At 42.2% G+C, this 15,457-nt stretch carries 16 protein-coding genes; 6 read left to right on the forward strand and 10 right to left on the reverse strand.

The window, feature by feature from the left end; translation table 11 throughout:
* Positions 1-39 precede the first annotated feature (39 nt).
* The 4 genes from C1I38_RS04225 to C1I38_RS04240 form a co-directional block, all read right to left on the reverse strand.
* Entirely contained in the window at positions 40-981 is a 942-nt protein-coding gene (locus tag C1I38_RS04225) for a hypothetical protein (protein ID WP_119776205.1), read from the reverse strand.
* Between the two features lie 289 nt (positions 982-1,270).
* Positions 1,271-1,957 (reverse strand): Crp/Fnr family transcriptional regulator, encoded by a 687-nt coding sequence (locus C1I38_RS04230; protein WP_119776203.1) that lies wholly within the window; start codon positions 1,955-1,957, stop codon positions 1,271-1,273.
* 32 nt (positions 1,958-1,989) lie between these two features.
* The gene (locus C1I38_RS04235; RefSeq protein ID WP_243109287.1) at positions 1,990-3,378 is read right to left on the reverse strand and encodes a reductive dehalogenase; all 1,389 of its coding nucleotides are present in this window, start codon (positions 3,376-3,378) and stop codon (positions 1,990-1,992) included.
* Positions 3,371-3,694 (reverse strand): dehalogenase, encoded by a 324-nt coding sequence (locus C1I38_RS04240; protein ID WP_119776202.1) that lies wholly within the window; start codon positions 3,692-3,694, stop codon positions 3,371-3,373. The genes C1I38_RS04235 and C1I38_RS04240 overlap by 8 nt, the downstream gene beginning before the upstream one ends.
* A 538-nt stretch (positions 3,695-4,232) precedes the next feature.
* Here C1I38_RS04240 and C1I38_RS14240 point away from each other — a divergent pair.
* The 4 genes from C1I38_RS14240 (at position 4,233) to C1I38_RS04260 (ending at position 8,586) form a co-directional block, all read left to right on the forward strand.
* Positions 4,233-4,352: a YlqD family protein gene (locus C1I38_RS14240; RefSeq protein ID WP_243103736.1), complete on the forward strand. Its 120-nt coding sequence runs from the start codon at positions 4,233-4,235 to the stop codon at positions 4,350-4,352.
* A gap of 45 nt (positions 4,353-4,397) precedes the next feature.
* Positions 4,398-6,050: a chaperonin GroEL gene (gene groEL / locus C1I38_RS04250; RefSeq protein WP_119776200.1), complete on the forward strand. Its 1,653-nt coding sequence runs from the start codon at positions 4,398-4,400 to the stop codon at positions 6,048-6,050.
* Positions 6,051-6,165: 115 nt separating this feature from the next.
* Positions 6,166-7,740, forward strand: a complete 1,575-nt coding sequence (locus tag C1I38_RS04255; protein WP_119776199.1) for a molecular chaperone GroEL — start codon at positions 6,166-6,168, stop codon at positions 7,738-7,740.
* Positions 7,741-7,866: 126 nt separating this feature from the next.
* Positions 7,867-8,586 carry a Crp/Fnr family transcriptional regulator gene (locus C1I38_RS04260; protein WP_119776197.1) on the forward strand — a complete coding sequence of 240 codons (720 nt, stop codon included), beginning with the start codon at positions 7,867-7,869 and terminating at the stop codon, positions 8,584-8,586.
* A 216-nt stretch (positions 8,587-8,802) separates the two neighbouring features.
* Here the strand turns inward: C1I38_RS04260 and C1I38_RS14340 are convergent, their stop codons facing one another.
* The gene (locus C1I38_RS14340; RefSeq protein WP_282432346.1) at positions 8,803-8,925 is read right to left on the reverse strand and encodes a hypothetical protein; all 123 of its coding nucleotides are present in this window, start codon (positions 8,923-8,925) and stop codon (positions 8,803-8,805) included.
* Positions 8,926-8,975: 50 nt separating this feature from the next.
* Entirely contained in the window at positions 8,976-9,275 is a 300-nt protein-coding gene (locus tag C1I38_RS04270) for a hypothetical protein (protein WP_119776196.1), read from the reverse strand.
* Between the two features lie 284 nt (positions 9,276-9,559).
* Between C1I38_RS04270 and C1I38_RS04275 the strand changes: the two genes are divergently transcribed.
* On the forward strand, positions 9,560-10,678 hold the full coding sequence (locus C1I38_RS04275; protein ID WP_119776194.1) for an aldo/keto reductase: 1,119 nt from the start codon (positions 9,560-9,562) through the stop codon (positions 10,676-10,678).
* 2 nt (positions 10,679-10,680) lie between these two features.
* Here the strand turns inward: C1I38_RS04275 and C1I38_RS04280 are convergent, their stop codons facing one another.
* Together C1I38_RS04280 and C1I38_RS04285 are read right to left on the reverse strand one after the other, a co-directional pair.
* Complete coding sequence (locus C1I38_RS04280) at positions 10,681-12,552, reverse strand: cell wall-binding repeat-containing protein (protein ID WP_119776193.1); 1,872 nt, start codon at positions 12,550-12,552, stop codon at positions 10,681-10,683.
* A 210-nt stretch (positions 12,553-12,762) separates the two neighbouring features.
* Positions 12,763-13,224, reverse strand: a complete 462-nt coding sequence (locus C1I38_RS04285) for a GyrI-like domain-containing protein (RefSeq protein ID WP_119776332.1) — start codon at positions 13,222-13,224, stop codon at positions 12,763-12,765.
* Between the two features lie 421 nt (positions 13,225-13,645).
* Between C1I38_RS04285 and C1I38_RS04290 the strand changes: the two genes are divergently transcribed.
* The gene (locus C1I38_RS04290) at positions 13,646-13,915 is read left to right on the forward strand and encodes a hypothetical protein (protein WP_243109288.1); all 270 of its coding nucleotides are present in this window, start codon (positions 13,646-13,648) and stop codon (positions 13,913-13,915) included.
* Here the strand turns inward: C1I38_RS04290 and C1I38_RS14345 are convergent.
* Positions 13,893-14,027: a hypothetical protein gene (locus tag C1I38_RS14345; protein ID WP_282432347.1), complete on the reverse strand. Its 135-nt coding sequence runs from the start codon at positions 14,025-14,027 to the stop codon at positions 13,893-13,895. The two genes, C1I38_RS04290 and C1I38_RS14345, sit on opposite strands and share 23 nt — an antisense overlap.
* 136 nt (positions 14,028-14,163) lie before the next feature.
* Complete coding sequence (locus tag C1I38_RS04295; protein ID WP_119776190.1) at positions 14,164-15,456, reverse strand: GMC family oxidoreductase N-terminal domain-containing protein; 1,293 nt, start codon at positions 15,454-15,456, stop codon at positions 14,164-14,166.
* Position 15,457 lies beyond the last annotated feature (1 nt).

A 15,457-nucleotide genomic window follows, 5' to 3' on the forward strand; every position in this document is an offset into this window, starting at 1 on the left:
CAACGCAGCAGGTATCTTTAGCTAATAGGTTACTTGATTTTAATAGACATTAAAATTGTTCAGACATAACCAATGCAAAACCTTTTCTCTTAAAAGATATAATTCAAAGGACTGGTCGGTAGGAAAGTATTTTATGAATTCCTCTGACGCCGCCTCATCCTCTGTGTATTTCGCTTTTTCTAAAACAAATTCTTCAGTGGTAACTTCAATCTGTTCCATGTTGCAAATCTCATTAATCACCAGGTTTTCCATAATCATTTGTCTGGTTACTTTTTCACAGTCCATTCTAAAATATGCGTCGTTTTCATTAATTTGCATTATTCGGTCAATGTCAGGAGGATTTGAATTCATAATTGACCTTTTAGTTTGTTCAATTATCGTATTTAAAGCTTGATCAAACTCATCTTCATCAAATTCGTAACTGGAGTTGTCGATAATCGTTTTCAAAACTAAGTCCCTTTTTTGTTGATAAATATTGGCTAAACCTCTGGATTTCAGTATAGCCGCATACTTTGCTTTCATTTCGTCCAAGGTACGGCAGTCCGGTTCCATTTTTTGTACTAAGTCATCTGTGATTTCCGGTATTTTTTTATAAAGGACATCCGTAATCGTTGCGTATAAATTAACTTTTTTATTCCTGATCCTTTCAATGACACAGGTCTCATCAAAATCAATTTCCATGCTAAAGCTTTCCCCCAATTTTTTGCCGATAGCGTTCATAAACTCTTTTAAGTAACTCTTATCACCTACTTTATACTGCAGTTTGTTTTGGCAAAATTCCGGGACTAAAATTCCTCTTTCCTTGGCCTCGACTTTAATTATGATGACATCTTCCTCTTCGACGGTTGTGTTCTGCTTGCACCAAATATTCACGGTATTTAGGATTGATTCAAGTACTGCTTTTTCTAAATCTTTTTGATCAAACCCTTTTGGTTCAGCCAGATTTAAATTTTTGTATTGACCAAGAATTAATTTATGCATTGTATTCCTCCTGTAAACATTATAACTATTTAAATTCTATCCCATAACTCCAAAATAAAACTTAATCATGATATACTTTTTGGATCATCAGGTTCTAATATTAGGGAAAGAATTTGCACTGCGTTGCTCATAATATGAGGAAGATGGCAGTACGAACTGATAAAAGATGAGCTGAAAAAAATTGGGCTAGATAGGTTAAGGGGACGTCGCGAAATAAAGTTTCGTTACGTCCCCTTCGTGGCTGTGATTAGTTACAGCCTTTTATGTTGAAGGTAAAAATATTTTTATTTTATTCTTCATAAAGCATAAGGTATTTATTTAGCTTTTCCACATCATAGACAATAAGCTTTTTCCCGTCCTTTCCTAAGATCTTTTCGTTTTTTAGTTTTTTTATGACATTGCATACCGTTATAAAATGCAACCCGGTAATTTGTGAAATATAGTTCTGCGGCAAAGGGATGTCAATAAGACACCTTCCATCCTCATATACACCTACCTGTAAAACAAGATTTCTAATCAGATGACATATTCTTGTTGTAGCTGTATCATAGGTTCTTTCTACTAGCCTTTCCTCAAAGTAGTTTGATTTTTGGCTTAAACCCTTAAGGATTTCTAGCGCAATCGTATTGTCATTGGAGATAATCTGCAGAAGCTGTCCACTTGTAAACATACATGTTTGGGTATTGCGAGTTGCGATAATTTGTAACGGACTGTCTTCCGAAGGAAAAAGCTCGTTAATGATAGCATTCTTTTCGGCAAAGTATTGAAAATGTTCCCTGCCACTTGAAGAAAGCCTGGAAACTTTAACTTTACCATCAATAATTAATAATAGTTTTTTCAAGTACTGGCCTGGAAGGATTATGGGATCTCCCTTTTTAAAGGTACACATTTCGCCCAAATTACAATAATCAATTAATGCAGGTATACCATAGAAATTTTCCGGCAAATAGTTTCTCTCTAAATAATCCATAATCATGCCTTATTTTTCTACTGTATAGAATAAATTCATTAGTTATTAGCCGGGATTTTAATTTTGTACAATTCCGGCCAATCAAGCCACCACTTAAATCTTGGAATGACCTCTGTGCCATACCCAAACATATCGTCAATTTTAACCAGTAGACTTGCAGATGTGCTACCGTTGGCGCCGATTGTAATACCCGCTTTATGGAACCAGGAGTCTTCCTTGGAGTTCCAGGGGCAGACCTTCATACATTGGGCACAGCAGACACCTTCTTCATTTTCAGTTCTGAAATGTAGACAAGCCTCCATATCAAAATTCCATCGCTTATAGCCATTATAAACTACTTCATCGTCATCATAGCTGATGGCCTGGGCGGGACAGGTTATGGCGCATTTCTTACATACACGGCAGAAGTCCTTGACACCAAATTCAATAGGCTTATCAGGAGCTAGCGGCATATTTGTCAACACACAGGCAATCTTGTGTCTGAAACCTAGTCTGGGATGAGCTGTCGCCTGAAGTACCCTGGGTTGTTCACCAAAACCGCAGGCAATAGCAACCGGAGTGCCAACAACATACTCTTTTCCCTGGTGAGAAGCAACAGCTTCATAACCGAGAGATCTGATATATGCGGCTATGGAAATGACAATTCCTGATAGAATCATGTCTGCTCTATTAGATTGAGAATTGGAGATACCGTCATAGCCGTTAGATCCCAAAAATGTTTCCAGATGTTTATCAACCAATATACCAATGACATATGGATGAGTAGCAGCACTTACAACATTAGGCTTACAAACTTCTTCGTAAGGTTTTCCCGCCATCATACCTGCCTTATCTGTAATCATGCTTTCCCAAGGTCCAAACTCCGGTGTCAGTCCTATGCCAACTTCGTCGGCGGCTAAAAAATAGGCAACATCTTTAATATTCATAGACATTTTTTCCGGGTCAGGAATAGGCAATTTGTCTTGTGCCGGTTTGCCTTCACAGAGTGTAGCTAAATTGTTGTAAACAGTTGCAAGTCCGGTGGCCAGCGGATAGCGACGGCTATCAAAGCTGAGTGTACCGTATTTTGATTTTGGTCCCAGCTCATTACGTATTGACCTCATAAAACCGCCGTCATACTGCCGGTACCTTGGTATCTCCCCAGTAATTTGCGTAGAACCTAACCATTCTTTGTTATGATTAACGTAGTTTACATTAATACCACCATAGTCCGCTTCCGGTTTCATCATAGACCATTGCCCGGGTTTTCCTTTTTCATAATTCAGCTTGTAGCCGAGATCTGCTGCTTTAGCTACGCCAGGAACCGCAGTTGCAGCCAAAACACCGGCAGTTGCAGCCAAAGCGGTACTGCCTAACAGAAAACTTCTTCGACTCATCTCTTTTTTATTAGTGCGATTTTCTTCTACGTTCTTAACGTCCTTATTCACTAAGACTTACCCCCTTTACTTTTGATTTACCTCCTAAGAAACCTAAGAAGCCTAAGAAGCGAGCCAAAATCAAACCAATTACGACTGCGCTGCCCATAAACACGAAGATAGAGACACTTACTGCCTTGGCATGGTTATAACCGGCATTAACATAGATAAAAGATACTCCTGTCCCAAAGTCCAAAAAGAAAACAACATAAAGAACCCAGTTAATCACAGTCAACCATTTTTTACCAGATTTCGCCTTGGGTAACATAATGTAAATAATCCCTGCCACGAAAAGAGCCCCAGCTAAAAAAACAAGAAAAGTCCCCATAATTTCACCTCCCTACCTCACATTTTTTTCTTAATAGTCCTTAGTGATAAGTATAGCTATTACCAAAAATATTTCTGTCATATTTCTAACAAAATCTCAATTTTGTCAAAGGTACCTAGAGAATCCGGAAAATAATTTTACATATTCTATTTTGGCTTATTATTGAGCGAGTCAAATATTCTTTAGTCGCTACTAAGCTCATAAAAAAAATTAGATACTATACTGTTCTCAATACTTATCAAATGTTAAAAATAATTTAACAAGGAGGTATGCCCATGCGGTTTGGCAGCACAGAGATGCCTATTGTCTTGATGGAAAATATCAAAAGCATTAAAAAACTTAAAAACGATATAATATAGGCAAAGAGCTGGAGAGCAAGCCTAATGCTGCGATTTAGGATGCGGAAGGAAGAAATAGATGTCAAGCATTACAATTTTCAGACAAATTCTAATAAAAGAATTAATTACAGAAGGTTCTAAGAGCAATACGACCAAACAAATCAATAAAGAGAGTCAGTCAATTTAAGATCGGTGAAGAAATAGTCCTTGCTTCCGTAGAAGGTCCCTACGAACTTCAAATCGGGCAAACCTTGCAAGAGGCTACCGCAGCGGAAATTGTAATCAAAGACGGGGTCGTTGTTGAAATTCGGAATTGTTAGATTTGTATTCGGTGATAGTCTCTTAACAAGACAGGAGAATGTTTTATGCGATTAACAATCGGTTCATCCTTGGGTTTTTCAGGAACAGTAAGAAGTGAAATAGCCAAAGGTGTATATGCCGTGGCAGATTTGGTGCAAACGACGATGGGTCCCCTGGGGAAAAACGTGATCATCGAAAGAAGATATGGTTATCCATTGATAACAAAAGATGGTGTAACCGTAGCCCGGCATATTGTCCTTTTAGATCCGGCTCCATCCGTTGGCGTAAAACTTTGTCAAGAAGTAGCACAAAAGACAAACGATTTAGTTGGCGATGGAACAACGACTTCCATTGTCTTGTTCGCATCTATGGTAAGGCAAGGGATGAAACTCTTGGAGGCCGGCTATAATTCACAACAACTGAAAAAAGGCATGGAGTTGGCTTTGCAATCAGCCTGCGACAAGTTAGAAAAAATGAGTATTCCTGCTGACTCGATTGAAAAAATACTGAGTGTTTCAACGGTTTCCTCGAAAGACATGAAAATAGGAAAGCTCATTGCCGAAGCCATGGAAAGGGTGGGTATAAACGGAATTATTACAGTGGGTTCCAGCCAACAAAAGAGGAGCTTCGTCGAAGTAAGTTCCGGTCTGGAAATTGAGAAAGGATATACCACCCCCAATTTCATTACCAAAGGTGACCGTATGGTGATTGAACTTGAGGAAGCGTTTGTGTTTATGACTGACTGCCCTATAACAACAGTCAATGAAATGGATAAGATTCTCAATTGGTGTGTCGCTAACAAAAGAAGCTTGCTGCTAATAGCCAATGATATTAGAAGAGATGCTTTAGGTGCTTTAGTCTGGGCCAAGAAGAGCGGCAGGGTAAACGGGGTAGCCATTGAAGCGATAGGTTCCGGACAGCAGAGACTAGATTTTCTTGAAGATATTGCGGTGTATACGGGTGGCAGTGTTGTCTCTACGTTGTTGGGAAGTTCTTTAGATAGTTGTAAGGTATCAACTTGCGGGAAGGCGGACCGGATCGTCGTGACAGGCGGGAAGACCGTTATAAGCAATGGTCAGGGTAAAACAGAGGAGATAGAAAAGCGCATCAGGCAGCTCAGAGCCTTGTTAGAGATGAGTTCTAGTAAAAAAGAGCAAGATGTTTTCAAGAATCGAATTGCCAATTTGTCAGATGGTATAGCTGTTATTCAAGTAGGGGGCATAACCGACATTGAAATGCAGGAATTGAAATACCGGGTGGAAGATGGGGTTCACGCAGCCCAGACAGCTGTGAGATCCGGTATCTTGCCGGGGGGTGGGAAAGCAGCCTGGTGGGTGGCCCAGAACTTAAAAGACGAACTTGAAAGTATAAAGCTGGCAGGCAAGAACGAATTAAATGATGGATTAGCAAAGGGTTATGAAATCGTGATCAAAGCCATGGAAGAACCCATGATCCAAATGCTGAAAAATGCCGGCAAAGACTATGTGCAAATTATTAAATCACTCAACTCCGTACAATCTTGGGTTGGCTTCGACATTGTTACCAATCAGATGACGGATATGCTGAGAGGAGGTATCGTAGATCCCAGTTTAACCATAATTAGCTCATTAAGGAACAGTATCAGTTCCGCTTCCATGCTATTAACCTGTGAGGCTGTGGTGGGTGAAGGGCTGTTTACCAAGTCTCAACCTGAGCTTAAAGATCTGACTACTTATTGAGTAAGTGTAGGAAATATTAAAGTATACCTTCAGAAACCGGCAGAGCTAATCTGAGTGCAGAAAAAGCAATTTTAAAATATTTATTCACAATTAAAAGCAAAAAGGGGTTAATTGCATGGAGTCTATGATTCTAAAAGGTGAAAAGGCCAGGAATGCTTTGGTCCGTGGGATCAACCTGGTTACCGATTGTGTGAAGGCAACACTAGGACCAAACGGACATAATGTCGTTTTTGAAGAAAGAAGGCCCCGTTTTCCTACGACTACAAACGATGGAGTAACCATCGTAGAGCGTATCGATCTCCAAGATTCCTTTGAGAATCTTGGTTGCAGAATTCTCCAGCAAGCCGCTGGACAGACGAATAAAATGGCTGGAGACGGAACGACTACTTCGATTATTCTGGCACAGGGGTTTGTACAGGAGGGAATAAAGAACGTTGCAGCCGGCGAGAATTCTTTGGATATATTGCAGGGTATGAGTAAGGCAATTGACTTAGTAATAACCAAGCTTAGAGAAAATGCCACTGAAGTAAAAACAATAGAACAAATCCAACAACTAGCGACCGTTTCATCCGGTGAGGAGGAAATTGGAGGAATCATTACCCAGGCCTATCAAAAAGTAGGAATGAATGGAATCATCCAGTTTGAACTGGGTAAAAAACAAGAAACAATCTTAGATATTGTGGATGGCATTAAATTTGCCAAAGGATATCTTTCTCCTCTCATGATCAATAAGCAGGAAAAGGCCTGTGTAGAGTTGGAGAATCCATTGATTCTGATTGTTGATGAGAGGATTACGTATATCTATCAAATCATGAGCGTTCTGGAAAGTGTTGTTTCCAGTCAAAGGCCCTTGCTTATTATTTCTGAGGACATCTCAATGGAACTATTGAAGTTGTTAGTGTCCAACAAAATAAATAGAACCATGGAGATCGCTGCCGTTACATCCCCTGGTTACGGGGAGAGGCGGAAAGCTTATCTGGAAGATATTGCCACACTTACAGGAGGAATGGTAATCTCTGAGGAAAATGGGATTACCTTGGAGGAAGTACTCAGCCAACATCTGGGCGGAGCTAAAAAAGTAATTGTCCAAAAAGAAAGCACTTCCATAATTGGCGGGTATGGTTCTAAGACCGAGATAGAGGAAAGAGCCCAACAAGTTAAAGCGCGCATAGTGGATGCCGAGGACGATTGGACCAAAGGTAAGCTTCGGGAGAGATTAGGATGGCTGAATGGAAAGATCTGTACTGTTAAAGTAGGAGGTGCTACAGAAGCAGAAGCGATCAGAAAACAATATTTAGTAGAAGATGCCTTGAACTCTGCAAGAGCAGGGATTGAGCATGGTGTTTTACCCGGAGGCGGAGTTGCTTTACTGGAAGCAGCAAAAATTTTGGAAACTGTTCAAAGTGCTAATAAGGGTGAAATGATAGGAAACAAAATTGTATCGGAAGTCTTAAAACTACCGGTAAAAATTCTCGCCGAAAATAATGGCCGTAACTCCTTGGAGGTTATCTCAGAAATCATGACTTTACCCCAAGGATATGGGTATGATGCATTAACAGACTGTTATGTGGACCTTGTGGAGCAAGGAATTTTTGACGCAGCAGAAGTAACTATTCAGGCATTGCAAAATGCTTATTCTGTTGCAGCTTTGGTCATTAATTCTGAGGGTTTAATCACCTATGAGGTCTGAAGGTCTCCATACAAATCCAAAAATTATTTAAATATATACTTGATTAATAAATAGAGGATAAAGATTTGTAAAAACACTTTGTTTGGGTAAGTATATGTTAAAAATTAAAATGGGTGGGTGTATGTGATGAATGTGATGAATAGTAAAGTTCATTTTTGTTTAAAAAATATACCGGCTTTTGATTCTCTGGACCAAAGAATACGTGACAAGATGTGCTCTTTTGCCAGCAAGAGATTATATAAAGTTGACGAATATATTTTTAAACAGGATGAGGCGGCTGATACCATTCTTATATTGATGTATGGCGTCTTGAAGCTTTTTAGAGTAAATGAATGTGGTACAGAAACCATTCTTGATTATGTATCTCCAGGTGAAATCGTCGGATACGATACTTTCTTCCAGCAAAATGTTTATAATTATACTTCTTGTGTTGCTGTAATAGAATCTAGAATATGTTGTATAGATCGGGCCAATTTTGAAAAACTTTTGATGGATGAACCCACTTTAATGCAAACTACATTATCTAAAATGAGCAATTATTTAGCTAATTTAAATCAAAATATATTGGGTAATAAGATTATGCATGCCAAAGAAAAATTAAAAAGCACTTTTTTATCTTTAGGCCAAGATCATGGTGTAGAAATCGAAGGCGGAATCAGAATCGATATAAAATTAACCCAGCAAGAAATTGCAGATTTGATTGGAATTTCCCGGTCGGTAGCCTGTCAATTAATTAACGAACTTGTTGATGAAGGATTCATTGATAGAAAAGGTAAGACTTACATTATTCGCAAAGAACATTTATGCCCTAATTTATTTATTATGAGTAAGTGGAAGGAATGTTAAAAAGAATCTAATTAAAAAAATGAACAGTTCGTTACATCATCATACAGAAAAGGCACCGAAATTTCGGTGCCTAAAAAATTATAGCCTAGCTAAATATTCGTTTGCTACTTACAATTTGATGCGTAAATTCAGCTATCTCTACCTTCCTGTTCAATCGGCATGACAATTTCCGTAACATACTTATTGGGGTTCCCCCTGAAAATCATTCCGGGACCTTTATGATAAATCTCCCTTATAAATGGTCCCAATGTACTTCCCGACGTCGCTGTACCTGCCTTTATAACGGATCGCGGCGACTGTCATTTCCTCAAATTCTTTCATTTCAATGTTGTAGTTCATACTCCCTGCAAGCAGTATAAACCCTCCACTACGGGGGAAAGTCAAGGCCATTATTCCTTTTTCTCTTTCTTTTTCTTTCGGGATAAGGACACCCCACCGAAGCCGCTGATCACAGCAATATAGAAGCCAAGATCATACCACCAGCCTGTATTTACAGTCTCATAGATGCTGATATTGTCCTTAAATAACCCGACAATCAGTGAAATGGGCGCAATCCACCCATGCCAAACGCCCCATAAAAACCCTGCCGGTCTTTCAGATGTATACGTGCCATCTCCCGGTATACATCCTGTCAATGTGAAGGAAATTAAGATTGCCATAATCATGAAGATGATATATTTCTTTTTCATATAGGCCTCCTTACAGCAATTACTTATTTTTATTCCGCCAGTATTTCCTTAATCAGGTCAATACCATTATAAGATATTTCTAGCAGAAGCAAAATAAGATTCAATATAGAACAATATTAAAATCAATCATCCAATACTCCCAGACAATACTCCCAGACAGCAGAGAGCCTGACTTAGAGCTATACATACCTCCCCTGCCGTATGCTTGACGGAATGGCAAATCTACTTTATTCTCTATTTATTGAAAATTTTTATTGCACGTGAACAGTGGCAGGAGATAAATCATGGACTACTTAGGCAAAAATATACGGAAGCTTGGTTTTGGTCTGATGAGGCTTCCGATGATCGAAAAAGAAATTGATATTGCGCAGACCAAAGAAATGGTTGATCTATTCATGGCCAAGGGTTTCACTTACTTTGATACGGCGTACGGCTACATCAACGGAAAGTCGGAAGCGGCCATAAAAACAGCCCTTGTTGACCGCTATCCCCGTGAGAGCTTTCAGCTTGCTACTAAGCTTCCGGCCTGGGCAGTCTCCACTGCCGCAGAGGCCAAAGAGATGCTCCATACTTCACTTAGGCGCACAGGAGCCGGATATTTTGATTACTATCTGATGCATAATGTGAGTGAAAGCCGCAAGAAAGTCTTTGACGACTTCGGTATTTGGGATTATATGCTGGAGCTAAAAGAAAAGGGATTTGCCCGTCATATCGGTTTTTCCTACCATGACAAGGCTGATTTACTCGATCGCATCCTGACTGAACACCCGGAGACAGAATTTGTTCAACTCCAGATCAACTATGCCGATTGGGAGAACGAATCCGTCCAGTCGCGCCAATGTTATGAGGTGGCACTTAAGCATAGCAAACCGATCATTGTCATGGAGCCTGTCAAGGGCGGCGCACTGGCCAACCCGGCCGGCAGTGTCCGGAAAATACTTGAAGAAGCCGATCCGAAAGCTTCTTTAGCCTCTTGGGCCATTCGCTTTGCCGCTTCTTTGGACAAGGTCATCACTGTCCTCAGCGGGATGTCTACCACCCAGCAGATGAAAGACAATCTTTCCTATATGGAGGATTTCCGGCCTTTAAGTCCCGAAGAAACGGCCGTGATCGTACGGGCACGAGAGGCTCTCCATGCGATTCCCTCTATCCCTTGTACCGCGTGTGCGTATTGTGTCAAAGGATGCCCGCAGCAAATTCACATACCGGTTTTTTTAGATGCCATGAACCGGAATATGATCTTTGGTGATTTACAAGGTGCGAAAAGGGCTTATCAAATTGCCTTGATGCTGGGCAGCACAAAGCCTTCCGCGTGTATTGCCTGCGGCAACTGTGAAGACGTCTGTCCTCAGCAGATCCATATTATTGATACGTTAAAGGATGCTGAAACTCTCTTGGCATAGGATTAATTCGTTTGCAGTTCAACCATCTTTGCTTGAATTGCATTCAACAAATCCTGCCAGGTCTTGTTATATTTTTTCAGGAACGGGATGGGGTCAATATGATCTGTTTCCCGATAGGCATAAGAGATATCCATATGGCTGAAGATATCCTTTTGAGGGTCCCAACCATACCGGATACAGGCATCTGCAACCAAAAGGACGGTCTGATCCCAGACCTTTTTAAACTGCTCGGGCTGATTTCCCTCCGGTTCACACATTTCTACGGAAAGGTACCTTTGGTTGGCTGTTTGGGCAGCATGCCAGGCCACTTCGTCTTCCGGGATCATTTGCACGGTTTCAGTCCAATCCGCAACATAATGGGTAGAGGAATAACGGTTAGGGTAATTAAAATATTGAACTATTCTCTGCGCGGTGGCCCCAGGGTCCGCTGTGGAATGAATCACAAATCCTTTGGGGGATAAAGGCGTGGCCGGCCGGTTGTAAGAGAGCAGCTGTATCCCCACTTTAAGACTCGGGAAACGGACCGGAAGCGTTCTTGACTCCGTGAGACTTCCTGAGCTTGGTCTGAGAATTCCTGAGCCATCTGCATCCGCAACCACCTTAAAAGTGTAGTTGCCAACGTCCTGAACGCTTTTGTCATTAAGCGTCAGGATTATTTTTTGACCGGTCGTAACGTTCAGCCCCGATATCTTGACCCTTTGTCCAGCATCGGAAATCTGTTCAGAGGTTAATGAATTTAAGATTCCGTTTATCGTGATTTTATCCTGTCCGGCTATCGCCAAGTACCTATCCGGAAGGAAGAACTCCACGGTTCCGTTGTTCATGTCCTCCCCAGGAAGATAGACCAGGTATATATTCTTAGTGGCTCCCACGATTGTACTCGCCGGAGATACTGAAAGTTTGCCATCGTTGGTATTGGCTAAATTAATGATCCGCTGCAGGACCGAAGATTTAACCGCATTCTCTCCGCCAAGTCCCGTCACAACCGTCAAAGGTGTGATCTTCCCTTTGAGATATTTTTGCGTGACCTCCGGCAGGGTGTCACGGACGAGAATAAGCGGGGATGATGATTTAGCAGCCAGTACAGCACCAGTCAAAGCATCGGCGAACTCTGTCCCTTTGGGCCCCTCACCCACCGCAACAAACAAGCGGGCAAGGTCTAATTGGCCGGAAAAGTGCTCTAAAACCGCTGCATTGGTGGCATAACGGTCAGACCCGGCTAACCGGAAAGCTCCCGGCACTTGTTGGGCTACCCCCTCGCTGATTACGCCTGTACCTCCAACAATATAGGCTTGCTGAATGGTCTGTTTTTGCACATATTCCTTGACGCTTTGCGGCAGCTTGTCTTTACCGGCGAGTAAGATCGGTATTTCCGCTTGTGCTGCCACCACCGCAATGGAGAGTGCATCCGGATAATTCTGCCCTGTCGCCAGAATCATCTTGTTGCTGTTTAACGCTTCGGCAATTTTTACTGATGTTTCATAGCGGTCATTACCGGCGAGACGAACAATCTCGATCACCCCGGCTTCACGCAGCGTTGTCTCAATCTCCGCAGAGATGCTGGAAGTCCCGCCTGTAATAAATACACGCTTGACACCAAGCCGTTGAATCTCACTCCGTGCATCAACATTCAGGGATTCAGACTCCGTCAGCAGGATCGGAGCATGATACTTCGCCGCCAGTGGTCCCGCGCAGAGGGCGTCTGCAAAGTCATCACCGCGGGCCAAGACAGCATACTCGGACGATTCCCATCCTCTCTGGGAAATGGCTGCCGCTGTCGCATAACGGTCTGAACCATAGATTCGATCGATTTGAGTCGTATCTGCATTTGCTGCGCTTGTCATCCATCCGGTGAAAAAAAGAAAACAAAGCATAAGCAATCCACCGGATCGAAGGTACCGTAATAATTTTATGTACAATCTGCTTTCCTCTTTTGTTTTATTTCTTGCCAAATCATGATGTTTCCATAAGAGAATTGTACTATATTCATTCCTTTCACTACCAGTTGATATGTTTTCCTCTCATGTAAATAGATGTAAAACCTCCAAACAAAAATTGTAAGGAGGTTTTGCGAATCCAGGATTTTATTTTTGAATAACCGGCATTACAATTTTGGTCAGAAGTTCACTCTCCGGAACATCGCTGGGGGCATTATAGTAGTATTCGTAATACTCGCCTGCCGGTTTGCAGCCGTTTTCTTCGATCCAGCGGAACATTTCGTTATAAGGCTGCTGCATCCCGCTATAGGGTCCTTTGTAAATGCAGCTGGCAAATCTGCCGGCTGGAATCTCCCGAGCATGAATGTCCTCCTTATCCGGGAAAAGCTTAGCAACGGGGAACCCCATTTCTACATCCAAGTTCTCCATATCCAGGTTGTAGTAGGCGGTATATGGAGCATCGATCGGCTGGACACCCAGTTCATTCAGATATCCCATGATCTTCCCATAGCTTTCGCCGATCACTTTCGGCAGTTCGGCCACGGCCGTTTTCGTCCTGACCACCAGAGCAGGCTGAGCTTTACGCTCCGAAAATTCAATTTGAAACATGACACTTTTCTCCCTTTCAAACATTTTTGTTCCATTCCTTCCCGTTTGCAGCAGTAAGCAATTAAATACCAGGGACCTCCGAATGATTGTTCCATTAATAACCTTTTTTTGCTCTTCTTAGAACGTATGTTTTATTGGTATTTTATACCATCAATAGATTGAGTGCAATAATTTTAGGTTAAAATTAAATGTTTTTTCATCCATCTTTTTTCATTTAGAAGTATGATTCCTTCTAAGCTGCTTAAAATAAAGACTGGAAAGGGCAAGTAAAAATAAAGGAGGGCTTATAATTAACAAAACAAAGTTAATTGCATTATCCCTAACCGTTGCTTTAATTTTTACTTTGTCATTGTCTTTCGTGGTAATTGCTGCTACGGAGCAGAATAGCCCGAACGTACAATCCCCATCCTGCTATGACAAAATGATCGACAGAATATCGCAAGAAAAGGGAATTTCTAAGGCAGAAGCTAAAGTCCAACTGGAGACAAAGCTCAAAGAAATCGCCCAGAAAAAAGGTATTACGGTCGAAGAACTGAAAAAGCGGATGATGGAAGGTAAATGCTGCAAAGGCCACGGAAAAATGGATGAAGCGAAACTTAAGGAAATCGCTGAAAAAAAAGGCATAACGGTTGAAGAGCTCAAGCAAAGAATCAAAGAATATCACAGCATCAAGGAAAAAGCTCTTCAGTAGAGGATAGATACCCTGCTGCCAATTGATTATTCTTGCCCTTTCCTTCTCCATTCACCTCAATACTGATCGCTTGAGCACTTATTTTCTTTTTTGTCAAATGATTGACTGCCATCCTCTCCTGGCTTCATCATCCACCTTCGGCTGCGTTAGAAAATTCATCCCGTCGAAAAAGAAATCAGCGAATTTGGCAAATCTACCTGTTTCCATTACGATATCGGCGTCCATAATGGATATAAAAATGGCCTGTTTTACAGGCCATTTTTGTCAATGATGATTTTACTGACCCTCTTCGCCATCGCCATGATTGTTAAAATCGGCGGATTCCCCAAAGACTCAGGGAACAGCGTTGCATCAGCGACATACAGATTTTCAGGCAGCTTGGGGCTGTGGAAGGTCACGGCTTCGTTTGCGGTAAGCGGCAGCATGCCGCCGGGGTGTCCGGCATTGACCGTTCCCAGGAAAATATCGTCTTTTTTTATCCCATACCTGCGAAGGATCTCGGTGCAAAGCCGGACTTCCTCCCGCAATCTTTCCTGATCTATATCGCTCAGCTTTTTTCTGATGTTTTTGTGATCAACCGTTCCAGCGCTTGAATCCGCCAGCTTAATCATCAGAGATACAATATCCTGAGCGGGGTACCGCCAGCTAGGATGAAAGAAAAAGCTCAGATAATCAAAATAAGGGGATAAAATAGCATGCTCCCTCTGTACGGCAAAGGGCATCGAAAGCTCTTTGTTCTGAAGGCTGCCCTTTTGCCGGGCAGCCACGCAAAGAACCGGATCAACAAACAGCCTGTTTTCGCATTCGATCCCCGAATTCTGAAGAATGACGGGGGTTGAAAATCCGCCTGCCGCCAGGATCACAAGATCTGCCGGATAAAATACGGTGTTGAAGTCTTTTTGGGCCTGAACCCCTTTTACGAGACCCTTTTCCATAACAAGCTTTACTACCTGGCAGCCTGTGATGAGCTTCGCACCCAAATCCTGTGCAGCGTTCAGAAATTGACGGCTGTCCCATTTGACATGATACGGGCAGCCCAGGACACATCTCCCACAGCCGGTACAGCGCTGATAATTGCCCAGCTTGGGCAGAGGCGCAGGCTTCAGGTCCATTTCCGTGCATATCTTAAACAGCCTTTTTGTGGAATTCTGCCATTTGGGCCAATGGTCATCGGTGACAGGGATTTCCCGGTAAAGCTCCTCAAATTCATCGTTTAGATCAATGCCAAGGTCCTTAAGCCCTTTGTCCATACGCAGCGCATTTCCTGCCGAAAGCGTGGTCGTCCCGCCTAAGCCCTTCCCGCTGACCATCACCATGCTGTCCGGGGTTTTCTTGACGCTCATCGACGGAAACAGCAGTTGTATTTCCCTCTCATCAAAGAACAGTCCGGTTTTTCTTAGCTTTTCCAGGACAGATAAATTAATAGAAAACGGCTTGAATTCCCGGCCTGCCTCCAGGACTGTCACCTGAAACTTCCCCTGCAGTTTCTTGGCCGCGGCAGCCCCTCCCGCACCGCTGCCGACGACGATTACCCTTTTCATG

Origin of the sequence: Dehalobacter sp. 12DCB1 (assembly GCF_004343605.1) — a bacterium.
Lineage (GTDB): Bacteria > Bacillota > Desulfitobacteriia > Desulfitobacteriales > Syntrophobotulaceae > Dehalobacter.

Bases quoted from the DNA above. Each gene is read 5' to 3' on its own strand.
- C1I38_RS14340 (WP_282432346.1), bottom strand. From the start codon at position 8,925: ATGAACTACAACATTGAAATGAAAGAATTTGAGGAAATGACAGTCGCC.
- C1I38_RS04240 (WP_119776202.1), bottom strand. From the start codon at position 3,694: ATGGGGACTTTTCTTGTTTTTTTAGCTGGGGCTCTTTTCGTGGCAGGG.
- C1I38_RS14345 (WP_282432347.1), bottom strand. From the start codon at position 14,027: ATGGCAGTCAATCATTTGACAAAAAAGAAAATAAGTGCTCAAGCGATC.
- C1I38_RS04230 (WP_119776203.1), bottom strand. From the start codon at position 1,957: ATGATTATGGATTATTTAGAGAGAAACTATTTGCCGGAAAATTTCTAT.
- C1I38_RS04285 (WP_119776332.1), bottom strand. From the start codon at position 13,224: ATGTTTCAAATTGAATTTTCGGAGCGTAAAGCTCAGCCTGCTCTGGTG.
- C1I38_RS04275 (WP_119776194.1), top strand. From the start codon at position 9,560: ATGGACTACTTAGGCAAAAATATACGGAAGCTTGGTTTTGGTCTGATG.
- C1I38_RS04295 (WP_119776190.1), bottom strand. From the start codon at position 15,456: ATGAAAAGGGTAATCGTCGTCGGCAGCGGTGCGGGAGGGGCTGCCGCG.
- C1I38_RS04225 (WP_119776205.1), bottom strand. From the start codon at position 981: ATGCATAAATTAATTCTTGGTCAATACAAAAATTTAAATCTGGCTGAA.
- C1I38_RS04270 (WP_119776196.1), bottom strand. From the start codon at position 9,275: ATGAAAAAGAAATATATCATCTTCATGATTATGGCAATCTTAATTTCC.
- C1I38_RS04260 (WP_119776197.1), top strand. From the start codon at position 7,867: ATGAATGTGATGAATAGTAAAGTTCATTTTTGTTTAAAAAATATACCG.
- C1I38_RS04255 (WP_119776199.1), top strand. From the start codon at position 6,166: ATGGAGTCTATGATTCTAAAAGGTGAAAAGGCCAGGAATGCTTTGGTC.
- groEL (WP_119776200.1), top strand. From the start codon at position 4,398: ATGCGATTAACAATCGGTTCATCCTTGGGTTTTTCAGGAACAGTAAGA.
- C1I38_RS04290 (WP_243109288.1), top strand. From the start codon at position 13,646: ATGATCGACAGAATATCGCAAGAAAAGGGAATTTCTAAGGCAGAAGCT.
- C1I38_RS04280 (WP_119776193.1), bottom strand. From the start codon at position 12,552: ATGCTTTGTTTTCTTTTTTTCACCGGATGGATGACAAGCGCAGCAAAT.